This is a genomic window from Calothrix sp. CCY 0018 (assembly GCF_963920925.1).
Classification (GTDB): Bacteria; Cyanobacteriota; Cyanobacteriia; order Cyanobacteriales; family Nostocaceae; genus Rivularia.
Genome location: NZ_CAWUDI010000044.1, coordinates 22576 through 47332, shown reverse-complemented (window position 1 = coordinate 47332; position 24757 = coordinate 22576). Strand labels below are relative to the sequence as shown.

General features: G+C 41.6%; 19 protein-coding genes. 10 read left to right on the top strand and 9 right to left on the bottom strand.

Annotated features, from left to right (window positions below; all coding sequences use genetic code 11):
- The first annotated feature begins 507 nt into the window (after positions 1–507).
- From ACM03V_RS26385 to mobV, 4 genes are all read left to right on the top strand, one after another.
- Complete coding sequence (locus ACM03V_RS26385; protein ID WP_414623771.1) at positions 508–2571, top strand: ATP-binding protein; 2064 nt, start codon at positions 508–510, stop codon at positions 2569–2571.
- Complete coding sequence (locus ACM03V_RS26380) at positions 2568–3269, top strand: hypothetical protein (protein ID WP_414623770.1); 702 nt, start codon at positions 2568–2570, stop codon at positions 3267–3269. The genes ACM03V_RS26385 and ACM03V_RS26380 overlap by 4 nt, the downstream gene beginning before the upstream one ends.
- A complete protein-coding gene (locus ACM03V_RS26375; protein WP_414623769.1) occupies positions 3253–4266 on the top strand; it encodes a ComEC/Rec2 family competence protein in 1014 nt (337 codons plus the stop codon). The genes ACM03V_RS26380 and ACM03V_RS26375 overlap by 17 nt, the downstream gene beginning before the upstream one ends.
- A 473-nt stretch (positions 4267–4739) precedes the next feature.
- Complete coding sequence (gene mobV / locus ACM03V_RS26370) at positions 4740–6587, top strand: MobV family relaxase (protein ID WP_414623768.1); 1848 nt, start codon at positions 4740–4742, stop codon at positions 6585–6587.
- Between the two features lie 332 nt (positions 6588–6919).
- Here the strand turns inward: mobV and ACM03V_RS26365 are convergent, their stop codons facing one another.
- The 8 genes from ACM03V_RS26365 to ACM03V_RS26330 all read right to left on the bottom strand — a co-directional run bounded on the left by ACM03V_RS26365 (position 6920) and on the right by ACM03V_RS26330 (position 14182).
- Positions 6920–7336, bottom strand: coding sequence for a hypothetical protein (locus ACM03V_RS26365; protein WP_414623767.1), 417 nt, complete (start codon positions 7334–7336; stop codon positions 6920–6922).
- Positions 7329–7580, bottom strand: a complete 252-nt coding sequence (locus tag ACM03V_RS26360; protein ID WP_414623766.1) for a hypothetical protein — start codon at positions 7578–7580, stop codon at positions 7329–7331. The genes ACM03V_RS26365 and ACM03V_RS26360 overlap by 8 nt, the downstream gene beginning before the upstream one ends.
- A 151-nt stretch (positions 7581–7731) precedes the next feature.
- Positions 7732–10620 carry an AAA domain-containing protein gene (locus ACM03V_RS26355; RefSeq protein WP_414623765.1) on the bottom strand — a complete coding sequence of 963 codons (2889 nt, stop codon included), beginning with the start codon at positions 10618–10620 and terminating at the stop codon, positions 7732–7734.
- A 168-nt stretch (positions 10621–10788) separates the two neighbouring features.
- Positions 10789–11034: a type II toxin-antitoxin system VapC family toxin gene (locus ACM03V_RS26350; protein WP_414623764.1), complete on the bottom strand. Its 246-nt coding sequence runs from the start codon at positions 11032–11034 to the stop codon at positions 10789–10791.
- Positions 11035–11133: 99 nt separating this feature from the next.
- A complete protein-coding gene (locus ACM03V_RS26345) occupies positions 11134–11373 on the bottom strand; it encodes a hypothetical protein (RefSeq protein WP_414623763.1) in 240 nt (79 codons plus the stop codon).
- 218 nt (positions 11374–11591) lie between these two features.
- Positions 11592–12893: a ParB/RepB/Spo0J family partition protein gene (locus ACM03V_RS26340; protein WP_414623762.1), complete on the bottom strand. Its 1302-nt coding sequence runs from the start codon at positions 12891–12893 to the stop codon at positions 11592–11594.
- On the bottom strand, positions 12890–13642 hold the full coding sequence (locus ACM03V_RS26335) for a ParA family protein (protein ID WP_414623761.1): 753 nt from the start codon (positions 13640–13642) through the stop codon (positions 12890–12892). The genes ACM03V_RS26340 and ACM03V_RS26335 overlap by 4 nt, the downstream gene beginning before the upstream one ends.
- Before the next feature lie 72 nt (positions 13643–13714).
- Positions 13715–14182 (bottom strand): Lrp/AsnC family transcriptional regulator, encoded by a 468-nt coding sequence (locus ACM03V_RS26330; RefSeq protein ID WP_414623760.1) that lies wholly within the window; start codon positions 14180–14182, stop codon positions 13715–13717.
- A 292-nt stretch (positions 14183–14474) separates the two neighbouring features.
- Between ACM03V_RS26330 and ACM03V_RS26325 the strand changes: the two genes are divergently transcribed.
- The 6 genes from ACM03V_RS26325 (at position 14475) to ACM03V_RS26300 (ending at position 20563) form a co-directional block, all read left to right on the top strand.
- Complete coding sequence (locus ACM03V_RS26325) at positions 14475–15122, top strand: TMEM175 family protein (RefSeq protein WP_414623759.1); 648 nt, start codon at positions 14475–14477, stop codon at positions 15120–15122.
- Entirely contained in the window at positions 15112–16272 is a 1161-nt protein-coding gene (locus tag ACM03V_RS26320) for an MFS transporter (protein WP_414623758.1), read from the top strand. The genes ACM03V_RS26325 and ACM03V_RS26320 overlap by 11 nt, the downstream gene beginning before the upstream one ends.
- 25 nt (positions 16273–16297) lie before the next feature.
- On the top strand, positions 16298–17383 hold the full coding sequence (locus ACM03V_RS26315; RefSeq protein WP_414623757.1) for an alkene reductase: 1086 nt from the start codon (positions 16298–16300) through the stop codon (positions 17381–17383).
- Positions 17384–17456: 73 nt separating this feature from the next.
- Positions 17457–18104 (top strand): DsbA family oxidoreductase, encoded by a 648-nt coding sequence (locus tag ACM03V_RS26310; RefSeq protein ID WP_414623756.1) that lies wholly within the window; start codon positions 17457–17459, stop codon positions 18102–18104.
- 51 nt (positions 18105–18155) lie between these two features.
- Positions 18156–19418: an NAD(P)/FAD-dependent oxidoreductase gene (locus ACM03V_RS26305; RefSeq protein ID WP_414623755.1), complete on the top strand. Its 1263-nt coding sequence runs from the start codon at positions 18156–18158 to the stop codon at positions 19416–19418.
- Complete coding sequence (locus ACM03V_RS26300) at positions 19415–20563, top strand: FAD binding domain-containing protein (protein WP_414623754.1); 1149 nt, start codon at positions 19415–19417, stop codon at positions 20561–20563. The genes ACM03V_RS26305 and ACM03V_RS26300 overlap by 4 nt, the downstream gene beginning before the upstream one ends.
- 209 nt (positions 20564–20772) lie before the next feature.
- On the opposite strand, the gene ACM03V_RS26295 is transcribed toward ACM03V_RS26300, so the two are convergent.
- Positions 20773–24492: a DUF3854 domain-containing protein gene (locus tag ACM03V_RS26295; protein ID WP_414623753.1), complete on the bottom strand. Its 3720-nt coding sequence runs from the start codon at positions 24490–24492 to the stop codon at positions 20773–20775.
- Positions 24493–24757: the final 265 nt, after the last annotated feature.

Here is a 24757-nt window from a genome sequence, read left to right as displayed (position 1 = left end):
TTTCTGGGCGCATTAATTGGGCAAGAAAGCCGTCGTTTATGTGCTAGCTTTATTCATATTTTGTGTAATTTGTCAATATAATAAAATGTAATTTAACTTTTTTCTAAATGTAGATGAACTAGCAGCGCGAGCTTTTACATCTAAATAAAATAGGGCGATCGCACAAAAATAATTCTTACTTTACAATTTATTCTTATACCTAATTCACCGACCTAAAAAGTAAGCAAAACTTAAAAAATTCGTACTAGAATTACTCACCTTACGCTTTGATCAGGATGCTTGATGATTTGATTTAACAATTTACTCTTATAGTTAAACAATATGGCTATCTATAGCATGAGAGATAGTAGCTATTTAAACATCAGGTTGCTGTAGCACAGGCATCTTGCCTACGGCTGTTATATAAATTAAATGCAGAACAGCTTACCTCAATTTCTAATTTATTTTGAGTAAAATTGCTTTTAGTTAAATTAATCAAATAAAAATTGTTGAAATGTTACCCATATTATGATGCATTTTAAGTTTTCACCAAAAATCCTAAATAGGCTGGGAGAGGAACTTGTTCCGAATCCAGACCAAGGAATTATTGAATTGGTTAAGAATTCTTATGATGCTGATGCTACTGAATGCACAGTAAAACTTGTCAATACTAGCGCCATAGGTGGTTCGATTATCATTTCAGATAATGGTGTTGGTATGGATATTAATGCTATCAGTGAGGGATGGCTAGTGCTAGGACGCTCAAAAAAAGATGCTAATGAAATCACTCCATTAGGTCGCCGACCTGTAGGTAATAAAGGATTAGGGAGGCTAGCAGCTCTACAACAAGGTTCTCAAGTAATCTTGAAAACTAGACCAAAAAATGAGCCAGGAATAGAATATTCTCTGACAATTGATTGGCATGATTTTCAGGAAGCTGATGTAGTAGAAGATATTGCTTTTGATGTCCAAAAAAGTAGCACTAATGAAAGGCAAGGAACTAATATTAAAATTAATAATCTGAAGAACACATTCAGTAATCGTGATATTAAAAGACTAGCTAGAGAACTTTTACTGCTAGCAGATCCATTTGATAGTAATATTGCTTTCCGTCCTCAGCTAATTGCTCCAGAATTTTCTGACATTGCTAAACAAGTAAATGATAGTTACTTTGAAAATGCTGAATATCGGTTGTATTCCCATATAAATTCGCAAGGTATTGCGGAAGCCAAATTGCTAGATTGGAAGGGAGACTTATTGTTTCATGCACAGCATAAGGATATTACTCAAGAACCTTCTTACAAAACGTCTCTAGCAAAATTTGAATTATGGATCTTTCTATTAAATCCTCAAAGTTTTTCAGCGAAAAATTCTTCTGTCTCTGCTACAGTTGTTAGAAAATGGCTTGCAGAAGTAGGAAACGTTCATTTATACCACCGAAATCTACGAGTCAAGCCTTATGGAGACCAAGGTGATGATTGGCTAAAATTAAACTATGCACGAGCGAGGAATCCAGAGGTACGACCATCAACAAGTACAGTTATTGGTAGAGTAATTGTCAATGACCCTGATAATAAGTTAATTCAAAAAACTGACCGGCTTGGTTTTATTGAAAATGAAGCCTTTTTGGAATTAAAAAGATTCACTACTGATGTATTGGATTGGATAGCTAAAGAAAGGCTGAAAACAATTGAAAATAAGCGAGAAATAGTTAAGCAACAATCTAGTCATCAGGTTACAGTTGCAAAAGCAAGAATTGAAGAGGTTATTAAAGAAGAAGTTCCAGAGGAATCTCGTGAGATTGTCCTAAGAGTTGTTCAGCAGTATGAAAGTGCAAAAGAGGTAGAAACAAAGGTCTTGCGTGAAGACCTTCAGCTTTATCGTAGTCTGGCTACAGCAGGAACAACAGCAGCAGTTTTTGCTCATGAGTCTGGTAAACCAGTTACCTTAATTGAAAAAATAGCTAAGAGAATCGAAAAGAAAGGTCAAGAAAGTCTAAAAGAAAAATATCAAAATGTTTTAGAAGAACCTGTTACAAAGCTTTATCAAATAGCTAAATCATTGCTGCGCTTCTCCAATTTTCCACTGCACTTATTGAAACGGGAAAAACGTCGCACAGGTGTTGTCAATATTCATAGTGTGATTGATGATGTAGTTGAACTTTTTCAACCTTTTTTTGATGACGGTAAAATTAAAGTCAACCGGAAAAAACTTGATGGTGAGCCTTGCATTTATGGAAGCACTGCTCTTCTAGAAGCTATTGTAACAAACCTTTTGACCAATACTATCAATGCTTTTAATGTGGAAGGGGGACGTAATGAAGGACGCAAGGTAATTATATCTACTGAAACAGGAGAAGGTTATGTGCGGCTCAAAGTTTTAGATAATGGGCTTGGTATTCGTGATATAAAACTAGATGAAATATGGTTGCCTGGTAGAACAACTAGACAAAGTGGCACAGGTTTGGGATTGACAATTGTCAAAGATTCTGTATCCGATCTGGGAGGAAAGATACAGGTGATTGCAAATGGTGAGTTAGGTGGAGCAGAATTTGTTATAGAATTACCACTCGTCGGGAAAAAGCCATTATGACGGTAACAGAAGCTTGCAATAACAAAACAATAGCTATAGTTGATGATGACAAAGAACTAGCTGAAATAACTGCTTGGGATTTAGAGGAAGCTGGTTATGAAACACTTTTATTATTCGAGGGACATTTTCAAGATGTTAATGAATTGGCATCACGCATTATGAACAATGCTCAAGGAGCTGTGTGCGATCACCGATTAATGAATTCTGGACTTGCTAACTTTTATGGAGCAGAATTAGTAGCAACTTTATACGACCGACAAATTCCATCACTACTCATAACTCAGTACACAGATATGGATGCATCTTTTTCGATTAGAAAATGGAGACGTAAAATACCTGTGCTATTAAGTCGTGAGCAAGCTGATGCATCAAATATTGCCAAAGGAATTGAAGATTGTACCTTAGAACTTCATGGTCATATACCAAGTACCAGAAAATCTTATAGAACAATAGTTAGGATTACTGATATTGATGAAGAATCTCACGAACCTGTTGTAGATGCATTTGTTCCAGGCTGGAATCCTCATAAAGCTGTTCGTTTTCCTGCTTCCCTTGTTCCCGAACATCTGAGAGATAAATTAAAGCCAAATGTCCGTTTATTTGCTCACGTTAACATTGGAGCCGAAAAATCTGATGATTTGTATTTTGAGAAGTTTGAATTAGCACCTGAGCCGGATGAAGATGATGGACTCGCCTGAACTTATTATTCTAGATGTTGGTCATGGAAATTGTGCGGTTGTAAGAGATACAGATGGTGTAATTGTCATTGACTGCCCACTAGGAGTTAGCTTGATAGAAACTTTGGAATGTCGATCTATTACAGAAATTTTGCATATCCTAATTTCCCATTCTGATGCGGATCATATTGCAGGTATTATTAATCTACTATTAAATGAAGATATTAAAATTCATAACGTACATATCAATCCTGACTCAATCAAAAAAAGTGATATTTGGTTAGATTTACGTATTGCTTTAAAAGATGCACGTAAACGTTCTGGAACTAAAGTTTCATCAGAATTGACGACAACCAAGACGGGACAATTTAACATTGGCTCAGTGAATATAGAAGTACTTGCACCAACTCCTGAATTGATTTTGAGTGGTGCAGGGGGAACAGATTTACAGAAACGGCGATTGACTTCCAACTCAATATCGGCTGTTGTTGGCATAGTTCACGATTCTCATAGAGTAGCTATACTAGCAGCAGATATTGATACAGTGGGGCTTGATAATTTGAGTAAGGAAGCAAGTAGTTTGAGTGCGGACATACTTGTTTTTCCTCATCATGGTGGAAAACCTGGTAGTGGAGATAGCAAAACATTTGCTCAGGAGTTATGTAATTTGACCAAACCAAAACTAATAATATTCTCAATCGGTCGTAATCGCTTCAAGAATCCAAATACGAAAATAATAGAGGGTGTGCGTTCTTCTGTTCCAGATGCTCATATTTTATGTACTCAGTTATCAAAACAATGTACTGCTACTCTTCCTAGTTCAAAACCTACACATTTGAATGTTCTTCCCGCTAAAGGACGAATCAGTAATAGTTGTTGTGGAGGAACTATTTCCATCAAAATAAATGGTATTAGGACAACTTATGAATCTGAAATTGCTTCACATAAAGAATTTATTGATAAACAAGTAAATACTCCAATATGCCGAAATTTTTTATCGATAGATAAACCAGTATAGTTCCTCTACTTTAATTCTTATTTTAACAAGTGAATAATAGATGCGATAGCGAAAGATTGTCCATTTATGTTCCTAATTTATGGTTAAAAATGTGATTTGTAATGAGTTATTTTATTATTTATAAAGGGTTGATATTATTTATAATTTCTGCATTTTTAAATAATAAAATCGGGGTTTATTTTAACTTTTAATAAATTAAAACAAACGTCTCGCCCCAACCAAGTTAACTGATAGTACGCGGGATTGCGCTACTCCTCTCGTACTCCCTAGATATTCCCCCACCATTACTCGTTCCGCCTACCCCCGAAAGCAATTTCGAGTAGCTTCGTTATAATGTACGTGTACTCACTTCACTTCTGCGCCCCTGCGGGGTGGGCTGCGCCCATCCTCGCTCGCTGTACGCTCTCTCGGACACAGAAGTTACGTTCGCCCTACGGGGCTTGTCACACTCTCGTTGTTGGTGGGGTTTTTCAATGACTGCTTTAGCAATCATGCGCGTTGGGAAATTAAAAAGTTTTGGGAATGTGGGCGGTAGTGAAAAACATACAGCCCGTCTCCAAGATACACCAAATGCTGACCCTTATAAAGAAAATATTCGACTGATTGGAAATGATTTTGACCCGTCTTTAGAAGAAATAGTAAAAGCTAAAATAGCTGATAATACTAAACATAAGCCGCGTAAAGATGCGGTACTATGCAGCGAAATTTTCTTAAGCGCATCCCCAGAATATTTTCGTCCTCATGACCCGAATAAAGCTGGGGAATGGAATGATAAATTGATGTGGAATTTTGCTAATGCTTCGACGAAATGGTTGCAAGAAAATTTTGGAGAAAAATGCGTTAGGGCTGAACTACATTTGGATGAATCTACTCCCCACATCCACGCTTATATCGTTCCAGTCAACGACAAAACTAAACAACTAAGCCACAAAGAAATGTTTGGGGGTGATGGTAAACAAGCCAGCATTAAAATGTCCAAACTCCAGGATAGCTATGCCAATTCTTTGGCACATTTGGGAATTGAAAGGGGTGTGAAGGGCAGCAAAGCCACCCACACCAAAGTTAAGGAATATTACCAAGCAGTCAACCAAGAACCTTTGACGCTGGAATTAGACCGACTGGCACCCAAACGGGGGGAGACGGCACAGCAATTATTTGAACGTATCAAAGCAAACCCCACAATCCAATCCATCAATCACCAGCTAGCAGACCACAAAAGAATTGTAGAGTTAGAAAGACGGGCATCTCAAAGGGCAACGGCTTCTGAAAAATTACGGCAGCAGTTAGAAAAGCGCGTAGCTGAATTAGAAGCAGAAAACTTTTATTGGAAACAGCAAGCTGACAAATTAAGGGACTTGCCCCTGGAAGAAGTGGCATGGAATTTAGGACTTGATAAAGCAGATATTGGAGAAAATCGTTGGAAGGGCTTGGGAAGAGTTATCAGTATTAATGGTTCTAAGTGGTACGACTTTACAGAAGAAAAAGGTGGCGGTAGGGCTATTGATTTAGTCATGCACGTTAACGATGCTAATTTTCGGTCTTCTGTTGCTTGGTTACACGACCAATTTGGGGAAGAAGAAATGCTGCGTGCCACCAAAGCTTTTATAGAAAAACAAGCTACTAAAATTGTCCAAGAAGAACCCGTACCAGCCTTTAAGCCACCAACCCCGGATGAATCAAAGTGGCTATCCGTACAAGATTATTTGGTACAGAAACGCGGATTGCCTGAAAACTTTATCGTAGGACTTCATCAAAAGGGATGGCTATATGCTGATGAACAGCAAAATGCCGTATTTACTATGCGCGAACTTCCAGTAAGTGCAGAATTTCAACGAAATGCAGAAACTACCTTGAAAGGTGCATTTTTGCGGGGGACGCGGGGAGAAGATAATTCGTTTATGGGATACACGCCCAATTCAAAACGGAGAGAGGGATGGTTTTACTTCCATTTGGGCGGTAAGCCAGGGGATGAAATACAAAAAGTAGTCCTCTGTAAATCTCCTATTGAGGCGCTCTCGTGCGCCAAGATTGGGCTAAATGAACGCTCCGGTATGCCATCCGAAAGAACCATGTATATGGCGGTGGATAGCACCATTTGCCTACCGTTAGAATTTCTTAGAGAAGTGAGAGCTATTACCGCTGCCTACGATAACGATGATGCGGGACGCTCTACTGCACAAGCCATAAAAGAATTACTACCGCAGACAACCATAGCACACCCGAAAGCAAAGGATTGGAATGCGGAATTGGAGCGTTTGCAGCTTCAAAAAGTGCAGCAATTTGAAGCATCTAAGAAAAAGAATCGGGGATTGGAACGCTAACGGAATTGTACAGCCAATGCATAAGACCGCATCTATTAAATTTTAACCCCCATTACCTGGTTTCTTAACCATCTGTCTAATAACAAACCACAAGCAAGGACGCAACTGGAAACCGCTTCGCTAAATCAGGCGGGGGTAGTCACTGCCACAAAAATTACTCGTGGGATAACACATTTACGCATGGCAGCACCTACCCTTCCGCCAGATTTTTCCAGTTGCTAATAAATTGGTACTCTTTCCAAAATTGTAATAAAAGCGCCGGAAGGCTTGGAATACTAACAGTTCTAGATAAATGATTTTTATAGCCAGTAGGAAGGTCAATTGCCTATCTCCTATTTTCTGGGACAAATTTCAAAAGTTGATTCATGCCGATAAAAACACACATTGAATTCTGCAAAAAAGTTCAGGTGTCCAAGGATTACAGGTGCATTGTTTGATTGAGTCCAAGCAAATGCCAGCAATATCGGTGTAAAGTTAACAATTTCACCCGATAAAACTAACCCCCGTGCTTCGCTATCACCCAGATTCCCGCTTAAGGCTATTGGTACGGTTTGTTCTTCCCAAACGTAACCTAGTTGTAACCCAATTTCATAAGGTAAAACATTCACACTTGCACCTGTATCTAATAGTCCCATTATTTCTAGGGATTTATTACCATTACTAAGAGTTAATGGTAAATAGGGCATGGTGCTGATTTCCCCAAAACTATCGGTTCTTTCTGTGAATGAAAAACGATGACCTTCAAGCATTGGATTCTTTTTTTGCTTTTGCTAACAGGTCTGATAAGGCTTGTACTGACTTATTATCAGCTTGAGGCGACCAAACGGTGGCACTGGTTGAAGCGAGTTGATTCAAGAGCGTACTCTCTGCGTCACTGGTTTCTAAGCTACATCCTTCTTCTTTAGCAACTGCCAACAGGAGAAAGTGAATTAATCGTAGTTTATCTTGATGTGATAGCTGGTTAACTGTTGGTAAAATTTCGCTGAGAGTCATGGCATATTTGTAAGGTAATTTATGTTTAGCGTAGCAAAGCCGCTTACTAGAATATAATTTAACTCGTTTTTTACCTATTAATATTTACTACAAATATATCGAGACGTTTCTACGACCTTCCATCTTATTTTGATAAGAGCCTCGGAAGAATTTAAGAATTAATAGAGCGAATTTCACCATGTTGTTCGATGTGTTCGACTAACCGCTTAGTTTCCCCACCAGCCCGTTTTAATTCTTCAAGATTGCCCACTAAAACAAACAATTCCCTTGCCCTACTAACGGCTGTATTTAGCAAATTAGGTTTACGATTGAGGAACCAAAAACTATGCTCTTGATGGCATTGGTAAGGAGATAATATTATGGCTGCTTTCTCTCCTCCTTGGAAGGTATGAACTGTACCAATATCGTGATAAGAAAAGTCTTGCCAACACTTCATCAGCCGATATTTGAGTGCGTTGGCTTGTTGCAAAAACGGTGACATTACCCCAATTGTCTTCAAGTTTTCGCCTTCCTTGCCCGAATTAATAGAGTAGCCATTTTTTAGTAGAAAGGCGATCGCGTTTTCTACAGCATCAATTTCTTCTGGATTGGTGTTATTTATATGGCTTCCTTGGACGTGGTAAGCCAGTAGGTGCGGCTGTTGTGTAGAGTCATCGTAATTTGAAAGTATTTGCAAGCCATCTTTATAGTTGGGGCTGCAAAACTTGATAATAGGGGGGACACAGCGGTAGTGATTTCTTAAGACAATTCCAGTACCTAAGTCTCCTTCTGTGCCGTTAGCGCCAGCAGCGCGATGATAAGCGGTAGCGGTGTATTTAGCTGTGGGGGCATAACGATAATAGTCTTCATTGGTCATACCTTGTTCCAGAAATGCGGTTTTGAGGTATTGTTTGATGGTGTCGTCGCACAGGTTTATAATTGGCTCAATTTGTTTTGGGTCGCCTGCTACAACTGCTTGCTGGGAACGAACCAGCAAGGGGAATAGTTGATGTATTAAAGTTGTTCCTGCTTCATCAGCAAGAGCCAGCGCAATGCTATTGAAGTGAAGGGTGGGTAGCATATTGCGTATTGATTGCAAGCTGGAACTAATAACGGGGAAAATTAAACTTAAAAAACGGTAGATAGAATCGGGTTCAGTTTCAAGTTTGAGCAATGCATCTCCGTCTCCCGTTAAAGCGCTTCCGTAGGTTTCTACTGCCTGCATGACTTTATCTTTACGTCGGAGTGTTTCTTGTTGAAGGAACGAGAAAGCACGTTGAAATAGTTCTACTTGTTGTGAGTGATAGTCGTGGTAAAAGCGGCTGTAAAAGTCTTCGTCTGGATAGCTATCAAGTTGTGTTTGGAGTTGTTGGTAATGACTTTGTTTTGAATCCAGTTGCTGATTTAACGCTGTCAGTTGCGTTTGAATTGCGGTTACTTTTGGATTAAGATTCTGCCATTGTTGGGAGGATAAGAGTTTTTGGTTTACGGATGTCTGGGATGCAGCTAAACCTTCTCGATTTATAGGTAGCTGGAAAGGATGTTCTGTCGCCAAGGTATTTAAAACAGCAGCGTTTATGTGATTCGCTAGACGCTTAAAAACTAGTTTATCATTCGTAAAATTAATTAAGTTAAAGGCGCGTTTGGCGATTGAGTCGGACTGTTTTGGTAATTCCCGTTCTGCTCTTAATAATCCTTCTTTTATTTGCTGGTAGGCATAAGAAGGGAAATCGGCATAATCTCCCAAACTCTTTTGCTGCTCGCTTATTACTCGTAACTCCTCATGAATAGCAGCAATTTCGTCATTGAGAGATTGGATTTGGGCATCTAGTTGGGATAACTGTTCTGTGTTAGCAGCTTGTTGGCTCTCGTTGAAACTATCTTGCTCTATGAGTTGTTGGATTTCGTTTTCTGCTGATAATAAATCAAGTTTGGCTTGTTCCCATGTCTCTTGATTGAATTCAGTAGCTCGCAGCCAGTCTTGTGCCTGTTGTAGTTTTGGTAGTGTTGAACGCTTGATAACTCCTTGACTACCACCGTCTAAATAAAAGTGTTCGGTGGGGAATTTCTCATAAAATCTTTGCTGAAATTTTTGAATAGCACTGTTGTTGGTGCTGGCAAATAACGTTAGATTACTCGCATCTTCTTCCCCGCGAACAATTCGCAGCGCTCTTCCTACAACTTGCTGTGCTACTAAATGTAAAAATAATTCAGTCTTTCCCGTCCCTGGTGGTCCATGAACGGCAGTTATCGGATTCTGTTGGGCGTGTTTGAGTGCTGAGGCTTGGAATGAGTCGGGTGCGTGAGAAGGAAATGCTCCCCAAAACATGACTTCATGTTCGGGTGGTAATGGTGTACTGCAAATATATTCAAGAGCAGGATGATTATCAACCAGCCATTTACAATCATCTGGTGCATCTTGAAGTTGCTTTAATATGTCTCGCAGGTCTTGTTTTAATTGAGCGTTGTATGGTACAAAGTCGCAGCGCAGTAAATAAGGTTGTCGTCCAGCTTTATAGTTACCGTCCGGTAAGTCTACTTGGTCGATAAAGTCGTTTATGGTTGAAAATTTTCTTTGCCAAGTATCGGAGAAAAATTTCAATATGCCTTCTGCGACAATTAATGATTCGGCAACTTCTTCTTCTAAGCCGTAGAGTCGCATTAAGTTGACGATTACTGGTTGAAACTCGAATTCGGTCAAGTCCCAACCTGTTTTGCGATATCTTCCTCGGAATATTTGAGAAATGTCAATGGTGAAGAGTGGCAGATATTTGATTTTTTGTTCTCTTGCTCTTCCTTGGACTATGTATATTTGGGGAAAGGTTACAGCTATTTGAAATTCATTGGGTTTACTTTTATTGACTGCGGCTTGCTGTGAGCAAAGTTGTTTGAAGAGTGAGTTATCCAACATTAACTTATTGCCGACAAGTTGCACACCTTTATCTATTATTTTTGGGTAAGCATTCGACCCACGTTCTACTTCGGCAGTAGTCAGTTCTTCTAATCTAATGTACGATAACCAGGATTGTACTATTTGAATGAGTTTTTCTGACGGCTGCATGGGAACTCCGAACGAGGACGAAGGAAGTGACGTTGAATCTAAGTTAATATGAATTCTTGATTCTTGCCAGTCAAGCCCGGAATACTCTTGAACTTTTCAAGAATATTTATAACAACTTGACAAACCTAATTTAACGTTGTCACACCTGAATAACTAAGGATTTTCGCGTCAACAGTTAATAAAGGACACCCATAAGAAGAAGGCTGTAGCTACAATAATTTGGTCAAAAGGGTCACTATGAAAATCGCTTAGTTGAGTTGAATCAACTACTATTGGTAGGGTCAAATTTAATAATTGTACTCCCGGATAAGCCAAAGCTGCTTCCAACCATTCATGAACTGAGCAAGAAAAAATAAGTCGATTCTTTTCTACTAATTTGGCAACTTCCCAACAAGAAACAATATTTACTCCCAAACCCGCTCGATTGATGTCCCTCTATATATTCCCGATGTTTTTCAGTTAATCGCTTATTACCATCAACCCACCAAACCCAGATATGCGTGTCAAGTATAATCATTGCAAAACGGACCAATCTTCCAAACCTACGGGTTCTGTTGGGTCATCATAACGGACTACTTTTCCACGCAGAGGATAAAGATTTGTTTCCACTTGACTAGGTAGTACAACGGTCTGCTGTGAAGCTTGAGATTCGAGAATAATTACTTCTACAGTATCCCCTGCATGAAAAGGCAAGCCATGCAGCATCAAAGTTCCATCTTCAGTTAAAACGGCTTCTACTTTGTGAGCGTTCATTACTTTACTCCTATTTTTAATGGCTACGGATTAAAATATTATCCTGTTACTTCCTCTAGCTATTTTATTATGACGCGGAAGGCAGATAATAGTAAGAAATTATTCCTAGTTCCACATTCCTAGTTCCACATAGGAGATAAATAAAAATAGTCATTCATAGTTGAAGTTTCTTTGTTCTAACATGAGCCAAGTAAAACTATATATGGTTATGATTTATCTCAACCTGACTGTGTGAGTGCCTCCAGTTGTGAAAGCAATTTTTCTAGGAGCTTGCGTTTTTTCTGGTCTGACCAAATAGGCGACTTCTTCAGCTTCGTAGCCGCAGCAGTAAAGCGCTCTTTGTAATCGTTAGATTCGGTTATTGGGGTAGAGTCTGGGGTTTTCTTCTCACTGATGCGTTGTTTGATTGAGCTTAAAGACCAGTTTTCTTTAATAGCTTGCTCTAAGAAGACGACGCGCTCAGAAGTATCTTTAATTTGGGCGATGGCTCTGGCTTTGGTGTATTCAAGGGAGCCTTTTCTTAGTGCTTCTAAAATGTCCTCTGGGAGGTTTAATAAGGGCAGGCGGTTGTTAGCGAATGATTCCCAGGTCATTAAACCCAAGCCGTTAAACACTTCCTCAACAATTTTTAGCTCTGGATTTTCTTGATTAGATAACTTGCTTTTATCCGATTCATTTTTGACAATAACGTTATTGTCAGTTTCTTGTGGGTCTAATTCCTTTTCCTCAATAACGTTATTGGCAGCGTCTAAATTATCATCTTTGTTTTTGACAATAACGTTATTGGAGGACTCTTCTATATAAGATTCTTCTGTGACAATAACTTTATTGTCAACGTCTAATTGTTCAGTTTCTTTCTTTCCAATAACGTTATTGGAAGATTCTTCTATATAAGATTCTTCTGTGACAATAACTTTATTTTCTGCGTCTAAATTATCATCTTTGTTTTTCCCAATAACGTTATTGGAAGATTCTAGTTCTTCAGTTTCTTCTTTGCTAATAGCGTTATTGTCATTATATTTTGCAGCTTCTTTACGTTCATGTTGTAAACGGCGCAGTAAGGGAGGAATTTCTTCAACTGCTCTACTTAATCTGATAGCCAGTAGGTGTAAGATGCCTTCTGTTTCCTCTACGGGGTTGAGGTCTTCTCGTTGCAGGTTCTCAATTAATGCTAGTTGGAAGGCTGCTTCGTTGCTTAATTCACGGATAACTACGGGTACATCTTTTAATCCGCATTCTTTGGCTGCACGGTAACGTCGCTCTCCTGCTACCAATTCGTATCCAGTTCTAGCTCTAGGACGCACCAATAGGGGTTGTAAGATGCCGTGTTGTTTGATGGAGTGGGCTAATTCTGAGAGCGCTTTGGGGTCAAAGTAGCGGCGGGGTTGAGTTGCGGCTAGATGAATTTGTTTTAATGGTACGTTCTTGGTGGAATCGGCTTTCTCGGTAGCTGAAACATCTGTGGTGTCCCAAGGTACGTCAATTTGACTTTTAAGTGGTTGGCTACGTTTGCGGTTCATAATGACTCCATATGAATGGCTATTTGTTCAAGTACGGGAATAGCTGGATGCTTTGGCTGATATACGGCTAAGGGCATTCTTTCTTCTGATGCATCAACAAAGGTGGTTGAGCGAGAAATGGGAGGAAGGACTTTTCCGACTCCGGCAAGTTGTTCTTGGATGGCTCCCAAGGTGCGGGTGTCCTGGGAGTTACGGGCATCGTATTTAGTGGGAACAAATCCGCCTATTTCCAGAGAACGGTTAACTCTAGTACGAACTTTGGCGACGGTTTTAAGGAGTTCGTTGGTGCCTTCAAAGGCTTTGAAGTGGGTTTCTATGGGTACGAGGACGTGAGTTGCTGCGACAAGAGAAACGTAACTTAGCAGTCCTAAGCTGGGAGGGCAATCTATCAAGATGAAGTCGTATTCTTCTTGAATTGGTTCAATGGCGTATTTGAGGCGAAAGTCGCGTAAATCGGCATTGACTAGTTGCATTTCCGCCGTACTCAGGGTGGTGTTAGTAGGTGCTAAGTCCATGCCGTGAATCCCCGACGTTATTGGTAGGGGTTGTTCTTCTACTATGGCATCATATATACTTTTCTCCAATTCTCTGGGAACTAAGCCCATGAAGATTGTTAAGGAGCCTTGCGGGTCCATGTCTATGAGCAGGACGTTGTGTTTGCGGAGTGCTAGGTGGTAGCCCAGGTTTTGGGTTAGGGTGGTTTTGGCAACTCCTCCAGCCTGGTTGAAAATAGCGATGATTTTGGTCATAAGTGATTTAAGTGACCTATTCAAATAGTATACTTTTCGAGGCGGATGATTTTTGGATTTTTATCCTATTAATTATTGGAAAATATCATTATTAATCGCTCGCTCGGTAAAGGGAGTTGAAAGCACAATTGAAGTAGTCACATTTGCATAAGGGATAAAGCGATCAACTAATTGCTCTAAATGGCTAACAGAGGTTACAGATACCTTAGCTAAATAATGATCGCTACCTGTGACACGATAACAGCCTCGTACTTCTGGACATTTATGTAGAAGCGATCTAACTTCCGAACAATTATGTCCAAATGATTTGAGAGTTATAAAAGCTACAATCGGCAATCCAAGTTTTTCTAAGTCTAATTCTGCACTATAGCGGGTAATTACTTCTGCTTCTTCTAAGCGACGTACTCGTTCGGCTACGGCTGGCGCAGACAGTCCTACCTGCTCTCCCAGTTCCTTAAAGGGAATACGGGCGTTCTCTTGTAAAATAGCGAGAATCTGCCAACTTGTTTCGTCAAGCAGTTTTTGTAGTTGATTATTCATAGTTTGAATTTAATAAGGCAAAATAGCTTAAATATCTTTTTATATTAACTTCATACAGCTAAATACCTTACTTTGTCTATTTATTTAACCGCAAAGTCTTTATAAGATTAAGTGTATCTTTCATAGCGACAAATAATTGCCGATGCCCATTCAATTTACAGTCAGGGTTTATCCCACAGCATTTTTAGTAAATCAAAAATCTTTTCAATTAATTAAAGAGCCAGACTAAAGTTTATGAAGCAGTCAGATTTAACAATGTCTCAATATCCAACGAGAGAGCGAAAATATGCAAATGAGCTTCAGTCGTTTTGAGGCATTTAGTGACGGTGTTTTTGCAATCGCTATTACTTTGTTAGCACTAGAAATTCGGATTGAAGATATCACCAATGCGACATCCGAACAGGTTTGGAATGCACTGCTAAATCTTTTCCCTCATATCATTACCTATGGTACGAGCTTCATTGTAATTGGCGTAATTTGGCTCAATCATCATGCTTTGTTTCATTTCCTGAAACGAGTAGATCGCGTTAGTTTGACTATTAACTTGTTCTTGCTGATGTGTATTGCTTTTATTCCCTGCTCGACTGCAATCTTAGGCACATATCGACAATACCCGCTTATAGTTGCCTTTTATGGCTTTTCTCTAGCAATTACTGGTTTTGTTTACAACATTCTTTGGTTTTATGTTCTAAATAGGTACATAAAAAGCGAGAATTCAATCCAACGCCACATTATTCGCCTTGCATCTATTTGGAGTATAGGTTATCCCATCGCCTATTTGCTGACAGCGTTCCTAGCTCTGATAAATTCTTCTTTGAGCTTGGTGCTTTATGGGTTGATTTCCTTATTTTATTTACTTCCTGGTGTAATCGACCGCCAACTAACTAACTTTGAGTCACAACGGGTCAAAGAAAGCTCGCAGAAAATATATGAAACCTAAAACCTTTTGGTTGATGGCGATTATCTGTGCTTTTGCAGTGGCGAATCTTTACTACAATCAGCCAATTTTAGCCGAAATTGCCCAGAGTTTTAATAAGAATGCTGCCCAAGTAGGTTGGATTCCTACCCTAACTCAAATGGGATATGCCACAGGCTTGCTGCTGTTTGTGCCATTAGGCGATCGCCTGGAACGACGCAGCCTAATTGTAACTATGCTCTCAATTACCTCCATTACTCTATTCATTGCGGCACTGTCTCCCAGTCTCAATATTTTGATTTTGGCAAGTTACGGTATCGGTGCGGCTACTATTGCGGCTCAAATCTTATTGCCCTTTGCTACCGACTTAGTTCCTGACCGTATTCAAGGAAAAATGGTTGGCAATCTAATGAGTGCTTTATTTGTGGGGATTCTACTTGCTAGACCCCTTGGCGGTTGGTTGGGAGAACAATTCGGATGGCGCAGTATTTATTGGATGGCAGGAAGTGTAATGGCAATACTGGCAATCGCATCTTCTCAACTGCTTCCCAAAAATCAACCTAAATCCAAATTGAGCTACGGACAACTACTGCGATCTCTGTGGGAATTAATCAAGTCTTATCCTGCTTTACGTTCGGCAAGCTTAATCCAAGCAATGCTGTTTGGAGCGTTTAGCGTATTCTGGTCAACCCTAGCTTTTTTACTTACTCGTCCTCCCTATAACTATGGCAGTAATGCCGTTGGTTTATTTGGGTTAGTCGGTATTGCGGGAATTATTGTCGCTCCCTTATTAGGACAGATGGCAGATAAAGGAACTGCCAAAACTCTACACTCGATGGTAAGTGCTGCCGTCGTAGTCGCAACCTTCTCTTACTTAATTTTTTGGCAGTTTAGCACCCAACTTTGGGGACTGATTATCGGCAGTGTGTTGCTCAATTTAGGTAGTCAAGGCGCACTGGTAGCTAACCAAGTTAAAGTTTACAGTCTCGACAAAGATGCCCGTAGCCGTCTTAATACAGTATTTATGGTCGCAACATTTTTGGGAGCATCACTAGGCTCAGTAGCTGGTACTTACGGCTGGAGCGTTGGGCAGTGGAAGGGAGTCTGCACTGCGGGATTGCTGTTGATTGGAGTCGCCTTTCTTTTGGCTGTGGCTGCCCGTTCTAAAACATAAACTTATAAAGACAAAATAATTGCCGATGCTTAAATTACTTTCTCCTACGACTTTAGGCAAAATTGAACTTTCTAATCGCATAATTTTCGCCCCTTTAACTCGCTGTCGTGCGGGTGCTGGCTATGTTCCTCAGCCAATAAATGCTCTCTATTATGCTCAACGTGCTTCTGCGGGATTGATTATTAGTGAAGCCACTCAAGTAGCTCGTAATGGTATGGGCTATCCCAACACCCCAGGAATTTATAGTCAAGAGCAAGTAGAAGGCTGGAAACAAGTAACTCAAGCCGTACATAGCAAAGGAGGAAAAATCTTTCTACAGCTATGGCACGCTGGAAGAGTTGCCCATCCTTCTTTTTTAGAACCAGGAGAACTACCTATTGCCCCCAGTCCTATTGCTGCTTCAGCTATGGCAGATACCACCGAAGGACAGCAGCCCCATGTTACCCCCGCAGAAATAAAACTAGAAGAAATACCTGCTGTTATCGAACAGTTTCAACAAGGTGCGAAAAATGCTCAGGATGCTGGATTTGATGGGGTAGAAATTCACAGTGCTAATGGCTACTTGTTAGATCAATTTCTCCAAGATAATTCCAACCAACGGGAAGATGAGTACGGTGGTTCGATAGAAAAGCGATCGCGTTTTATTTTAGAAGTTACTCAAGCAGTAGTAAACGTTTGGGGTAAAGAAAAAGTAGGGGTGCGCTTGTCTCCTGGTAGTAACTTTAACGATATGCACGACTCAAACAAGAACGCTACTTTTAGTTATGTTGTTCGGGAATTAAGTCGTTTGGACATAGTTTATCTCCATATTATCGAACCACGTATCAAAGGTAATGTGACCATCGAAGATGATGGGTTAGGCTTAGGAGTAAAGTTTTTCCGTCCGATATTCACCGGAAAAATAATCACCGCAGGAGGCTACAGCCGCGATACGGGTGAAGCAATTCTACAAAGTAATGATGCTGATTTTGTCGCTTATGGTCGTCATTTCTTAGCCAATCCCGATTTACCTAAACGCTTTGCCCTTAATGCTTCTCTCAACAAATACAATCGCGACACTTTCTATACCAGTGGAGCAGAAGGATATACCGATTATCCAACCCTTGAATAATTTAGCGGCGACTTACATTGTTCTAAATACAACTGAAAAAATTAATGCTGTCTCATTCTATAAGTAGATGAACATGATAACCATTGAAATCGCGATCACCTCAGACTTTATTTGCCCTTGGTGTTTAGTTGCAGAAACACGACTAAATAAAGCGATAAAACAGCTAGATACTAATATCGACATTAAGCGAATTTGGTATCCCTACGAACTAAACCCCACTATGCCAGAAGCAGGAATGGAGCGTAAAGCTTATCGCACAGGCAAATTTGGTAGCTGGGAATATTCTCAACAGCTTGATGCTCAAACTATACAGACAACTAAGGGAGATGGGATTAACTTTCGTTATGACCTAATGAAAAAGACTCCTAATACACTGAAAGCTCACCGTTTGACTTGGTTGGCTGCGTCTTCAGGTAAAGCGACAGAAATGGCTACAGGCATTCTCAACGCTTATTTCACTGAAGGAAAAGATATTACAGATATCGAAACTCTAGCTAAACTTGCGGCTGATGTCGGAATCAATGAGCAAAAAGCCAAAGATTTTCTTCATACCGATGCAGGAATACAAGAAGTTCGAGAGTTAGAAAAAATTGCTGCTATTTCCGGAATTCGCAGCGTACCAACCATCAAAATCGGTCGAGAAATCATTGTTGGTGGGCAATCGGTAGAAGTCTTTCTAGCTGCCTTACAAAATGCTCTCATGCTTTTGACAAAAGCATAACTACTTATTTACTTACGGCATACAGAGGTTATCAAGTAACAGATACAAATTATGAATAATGATGCAAATATTTCCAAAGTTAAGCTTTACGGTCAACCAAATTCCGCACAAGCCTATGAAATCCGAGATTTTCTCAAACGTAGCGTAGTTGAGTTTGATTGGATTGAGTTGACTTGCGATGAAGATTGTAATCGAAAATTAGGGTTTTCGTCGCTGGATGAGTTGCGCTTACCAATCGTCGAACTGAGTAACGGCACTCAACTGTTTGCTCCCACCGTTCGAGAGGTTGCCCAACACTTAGGCTGGGTAACACAGCCGAAATTTAAGGAGTACGACTTATCGATTTATGGTGCCGGTCCTGCTGGTTTGAGTGCTGCGGTTTATGGAGCCTCTGAAGGATTGCGTACAGTTCTGATCGAACGTCATGCTGTTGGTGGACAAGCAGGTAGCAGTTCGCTAATTGAAAATTATCTAGGTTTTCCCGAAGGAATTAGCGGTGCTGACTTAGCAGAAAAAGCTCGACAGCAAGCGGTCAAATTTGGGATTGAATTACTGATTTTGCGGGAAGGAGTCAAAGCAGAATTTAGAAACAATCGAATTCATGTGGATATGGCAAACGGCAGCAAAATGGTTGCCCGTGCCAACATTTGCGCTACAGGTGTTGAATATCGAAAGCTCAATCTCAAGAATGAAGACCGATTCCTCAATCAAGGAGTGTTTTATGGGGCGGGAGCTAGCGAAGCTCCATTCTGTTCTAATAAGCACATATTTGTTGTCGGTGGCGGCAATTCAGCAGGGCAGGCTGTAATGTATTTTTCTCAGTATGCCCTCAAAGTGACTATGCTGGTTCGCGGCAGTAACTTAGCCGATTCTCTATCCCAATACTTGAGCGATCGCATTACCAATACCAGCAATGTTGAAGTGCTATTTAACTCTCAAGTTAGCGAACTTCAAGGAGATAAAAATTTACAGCAGATTACTATTGCTGACCGTCGTAATGGTGAGACTATTCAAGTTGATACCCAGCATCTCTTTGTTTGTATTGGTGGTGTTCCTAATACGGAATGGGCGAAAGATACCAATATTATTCGGGATAAGGCGGGATTTCTGCTTACTGGTTCTGACTTACTCAAAAATGGTTGCCCCGATTGTTGGAAACTAGATCGCGACCCTTTTTTCCTCGAAACTAGCGTTCCTGGCTCTTTTGCGGCAGGAGATGTCCGGCACGGTTCGGTCAAACGAGTTGCTTCTGCCGTTGGGGAAGGCGCAATGGCGGTTACGTTCGTCCACAAGTATTTGGAGGAAACCAAATGAATGTAAATCGTCAGGCGATTGTAATTGGTGGTTCGCTCGCTGGATTATTTACAGGAGTTTTACTACGCGCTATTGGCTGGCAGGTGGATATTTACGAACGAACTAAGCGTAACCTCAGCAGTCGGGGAGGTGGGGTGGTTTTACAGCCAGATGTAGTAGAAGCTTTCAATTTGGCTGGCATTCCTCATCAGGACTTAGGCGTAGTGGCATCCGAAAGGTATTATTTACAGCGCAATGGCAGTATTCAGGCAATGCCCATGCGTCAGACTCTAACTTCTTGGAATTCTCTTTACAATTCTTTGAGACGGCATTTTCCCGACGAGCATTATCATCAAGGCAAATCTCTAACCAATCTTCAACAAAACGACAAACAAGTTACGGCATTTTTTGCCGATGGCACTCAAACAACGGGAGATTTATTAGTTGGTGCTGATGGAGTTACTTCTACCGTTCGTCATATCCTTTTACCAACTTACGACCCCATGTACGCTGGCTATGTTGGCTTTCGGGGATTAGTAAATGAAGGGGAACTAGATCCAGAGACAGCAGCAATCATGACTGAAAGATTTGTTTTCTATCAATTCCGCAATTCCCATATTCTTCAGTATGTGATTCCAGGTGAGAATGAATCGTTAGTTCCTGGAGAACGTCGCTTTAACTGGGTTTGGTATGTCAATTATGATGAAGCTACAGAACTACCCCGCGTTTTAACGGATAAAAATGGCAAACGTCGAGATTATTCTATTCCGCCAGGAATGATGGCGAATGATATCGATTTAGAAATGCGACAATATGCCGAGCGCGTGCTAGTTCCACCTTTTCAAAAACTGATCGCAGCAACTAAAGAACCTTTTGTACAGGCAATTTTAGATTTGGGCGTACCTAATATGGCGTTCGAGCGCGTTGTATTGGTAGGAGATGCAGCGTTTATTCCCCGTCCTCATACAGCAGCAAGTGTATCCAAAGCTGCTCAAAACGCGATTACATTAGCTGATGCTCTCGTCGAGTATGACCACGATGTTCTTAATGCTCTAAATGCCTGGGAATTAGACCAACTTAATTTAGGAATGCACCTATGGAAACGCGGTCAAGGTTTAGGAGAAACTTCTCAATTTCTTTACGGCAAACAGAGATGGGAGAAATAGCTTAATTCTTCCAAAATCATATGATTATGAAGCATTACCGGCATCAAGAAGAGTATTAGGCAGGTGTTACAATACTCTATGACTAAGATTAATAAAAAGCGATAAACCTCCGATTTCAAGCAGTTAATTACGATTTTTAGACAAACAAATCCTACACGTCAATTAATTGCTGTTGACGCTGTATAAATTAAGTTACGTAAATTCACTAATTAACTAGCAAATTCACCCAACCACGCATAAAAAGAAGGTATCATTTGTTCCAACTTACGTAACTCACCTTCAGCAACTTCCTCCAACAGCAGCACCGCACACCAACGTCGATAGCGAAGCGCTGCTGCAAGCAGATCGCAAGTCCAACGACATATAGTAGCGAGAACCGCTTCCACACCTCCGACAATCGCTTCCCGAAGCATAGCTAGGCTGGTTCTAATCGGAGTGCTGTCCCCATCATTGGGTTCCCAATCCCCACCGACTTCATATATAGGGGAGGAATTATCGCTTTTCTCCAAATTCACCCCATTATTTGCGGTAGTATCCACCCCCCTCAATGGGGAATTCCCTATACCATTAGGGGGGGGGGTGGATACCGGGTCAGGCGGAGGTGCAACCCCGTACTGTGCTTCCCTTCCAGCCTGATATCGCCGCTGGGATTCCGCATCTTGACGCGCTCGTTCCTCTTTTCGCTGACGTTTATTTTCCCGATGCTCAATTACCGAGAGTGCAAACTCCAACTTCTCAGCATCTAAAAAGTGATGTTTAACTTGTTTACCCCTTGCACCAGGTTTATCGTCATCCAGCTTTAAGCCCAATTGTTCAAGTAACAATCCCAACAACCATATTGGTTCGGAATTCTCTGGGACGGTAAACCCAAGGATGGCTTTTATATGTTGCCCCATTTGTTCGGCAAGTTTAGTCATCCGTAATAATTCTGGGTCTTTGGCAGTAATTCTTTCTCCATTTATCAAACGTTTGAGCATTTTATCTAGCCCCAGGAAGAACCGAGCCTGCCATTTTGCAGAGTAATTACCCCAATCCATACATAACGGGTAATGTAAGCGTTCTGAATGGTCTTTCTCAGTCACAATTTTTGGTGGAGCCGGGTGTTGTCTTCCCGTTTTATCATCAGTAATTACACCATCTGTCTCAGATAAAATTGCTTCCAAATTAATGATTGACTTAATTAACTTACCTTTATCATCCCTTGCTACCAACTCCTCAGTGATTTCCATCCCGTAAGCATCTTTAATGCGGAATTTCTCGCACGAGAGCATTTCTTCGGGGTTGAGATAATCCTTACTTCTGTAGCTGCGGTATTCTTTCGCAGAAATATCCTTGGCTTCGACGACACCAGTGTTATATGCAATAGCCAACGCAGCTGCGGCATCTTTTAGGCGTTCTGCGGTTTCTTTATCATCCTCCGCCCCCATTGGGATAATTTGATTGCCCATTTCCGTCAACAACTCGCGTAAATCGGTACGCAGGTTGTTCATCGATCGGTTGCGTTTGGCTTCAATTTGACAAAATGCATCCAATGCCCAATCTTTTTCAGCACCGCGCTTACCCGTTTCCCGGTCAATTCGGATCAGGAACGCGGTCAATTGATTGGTTTGCAGCAGCCGCTCTTTGATTTTATTGGCATTGGTGTCTTTGTAACCAAAAGGCGGTCTAGGAGCGACCCAGATATGAAAGGGAACTTTGGGACGATAGCGGTAAAGTTGTTGGGCGCATTCGGTAGCAGTTTGAGAAACCCCGTGAAATGCCCCGTAAACGGCATCGAAATGATAATTAGGAATATCAACCCCAGTTCCCAGGCTAGGAGACGCTAGAAGGGCATCTACGTCCTTTACAGAGTTAGTTATGTCCTTGATGAAGGCAACATTTTCTTTACTACCGGAATTATCCGAGTGAATTGACCAGATGCGTAGAGGAGTGGGGGAGTGGGGGAGTGGAGGAGTGGGAGAGGTTTCTCCTTGTCCGAAGTCCCCTGCTAAGAACCCCTTTGCCTTTGCTCCTGTTGCATTTTCCTGGGAGATGCGGCGAGGCACATCAGGGGTGAGCTTTTGATCTGAAGAATTATTTGCGGACTCAACTACTTCTGCGCCACTTGCCCCGTCCCCTGACGTAACGTCCGAGTGGGAAACACGACGTTGCGACACGGTTCTAGAAGCGCCCGAAGCCTCATCCGAATTTATTTCTCCCCCTGCTCCCCCTGCTAAGAGCCCCCTGCCCCCTGCCTCTTCCTCAGAAACCTCCACCCGCATGGACATCAAAAGCGACTTTTCAAGTTTCTTGATGAATTTTTTAGAATCGGCAACTACCATGATTTTCTGCCCCGTCATCAGCGCGGAGGAAATTTGGGCTACCAAGCTAGAAGAATCTTTGCCTTCGTACCAGTGAACAACACGTCCCCCGTTTCTCCAATCGTTAACAAAAATTAACGGTTCTTCGCCTTGGGGACGGATTGCTCGGAAGAAGTCCACGGTTATGTCGTCCATGTGGGCATCCGCAATCACCACCAGTTGGGCGTTGTAGACGATGTATTCGAGTACTTCCAAAATTTGCGCCCGGTATTCCCTACAGGTTTTGCTAGTTAGCAGGTGGGTGAGGTACTGACAAGCTTCGTCTATAAAAACACAGCCGTATTCCAGGGCTTCGGTGTTGAGCTTATGTAAACTGTCAATGGTGATGCTCAAAGCTTTGGCTTTAGCTAAATCGCCGTAACTCAAGGACGAGTACATATCGGTTTGCAAGCGTTCTGACAGGTTTTTGAGCAAATTCACCCGATGCCCATTGTTAAGAAATTTTACATTGGGATGTTCCAATCGCCATTTTCTCATCAATTCGGTTTTACCAGTCCCCATGTCGCTGGACAAAACAACTAGTCCTGACAATGGAAGTTTTATGGCATCGGATAAATACTTGACATTTACCCGGACGTGTGGTTTGTATTTGCTGCTCAGTCCCCGGTGGCTGATGTGGAATGAACGCCGATAATCGTCAAGTAACCTGGCATCGTTGATGATGGCTGTGAGTAAAACATCAGCGTCCTTTTTGCGGGCGCTAGCGAAGTCATCAACGCCCTTCTCTGGTCCCGGAAGTGTTATGACCTCACATTGACATTTGACGTGAAGCTCGCCACGGGGATTATCCCCGGTGGCAGACTTCACGGCTTCTACAGCCTTCCCGGTACGAATGGTGGCTTGGAACACTGCCCACCGGGTTTTAAATTTGGTTTCGTGGTCGAAAAGAATTTGGAATTTACGTCCCGGTTGTGCCAGTGGCAGTAAATCGGGGTGCAAGCGTTCGTCAAAGTCTTTCTTACCAACTCGTCCGTTCCAAATACCAGGGAGTGCTATAGCCACAAATCCCAAACTCAACAATGCAGCGGCTTTTTTTTCGCCTTCGCACAGGATTATGGGAATTTCTGGATGTGCCAGTACCCATTCCCAGAAGTTTAGCGGATGCAATCTATCGCGGAGGCGCAATGCTAGGGGGGAATTGTACCGCTTGATTCCGTACCGTTTGGCTACTTTGTCCCAAATGCAGTCGGGTACATCAAAGTAGGTGACGCGGTTGGGGGTTTTGGGGGGGGATTCGTATTTGACGAATCTGCCTTTTTCATCAATTCGGGGGTAGGTGGGCTTAAAACGCCCCCATTCCATTGGTTTCCATTTGTTATGGGGGTCTAGCCCGCTAATCCATAATCCGCCGTGTTCTGCGTGAGCATAGCGCTTGAGGTAGCCACTCGTGATTTTTCCGGGATTGGTGCGGGGTAGGTCTTTTGAGATGAATAGGTATTCGTAAGCGGTTACGCCCGCGATGTGTTTGAAGTTCGCTGCGATTAGCGCGGGGTGGATGGCGCTATCTATGGCGAGTTCTTGGTATTGGCTGGGCGTTAGGTTGTTGAGGTGTTTGGTGCTTTCTGACATCAAAGTACACCCCTTCAAACCCGTCGGGTGAAGATTCTTTGCATTTTCTGACTCCTTTTTTGGAGCCGATTAGCACTCACACCTTCCCCTAGAAGTTTGAAATAGTTACAAAGCTTTCAATGTTATGCCTTGTAATTTGCTAAGGTTTAAGTGATTTTGTGTTGGTTGGCAGCGAGCGTGCTTGGGTGTGGTGCTACTGACTAGAACTTCTTCTTGAAGTTGATGTCGGGGAAGCAGAAGCAGCGGGGGCGTGAGTGCTAACCAG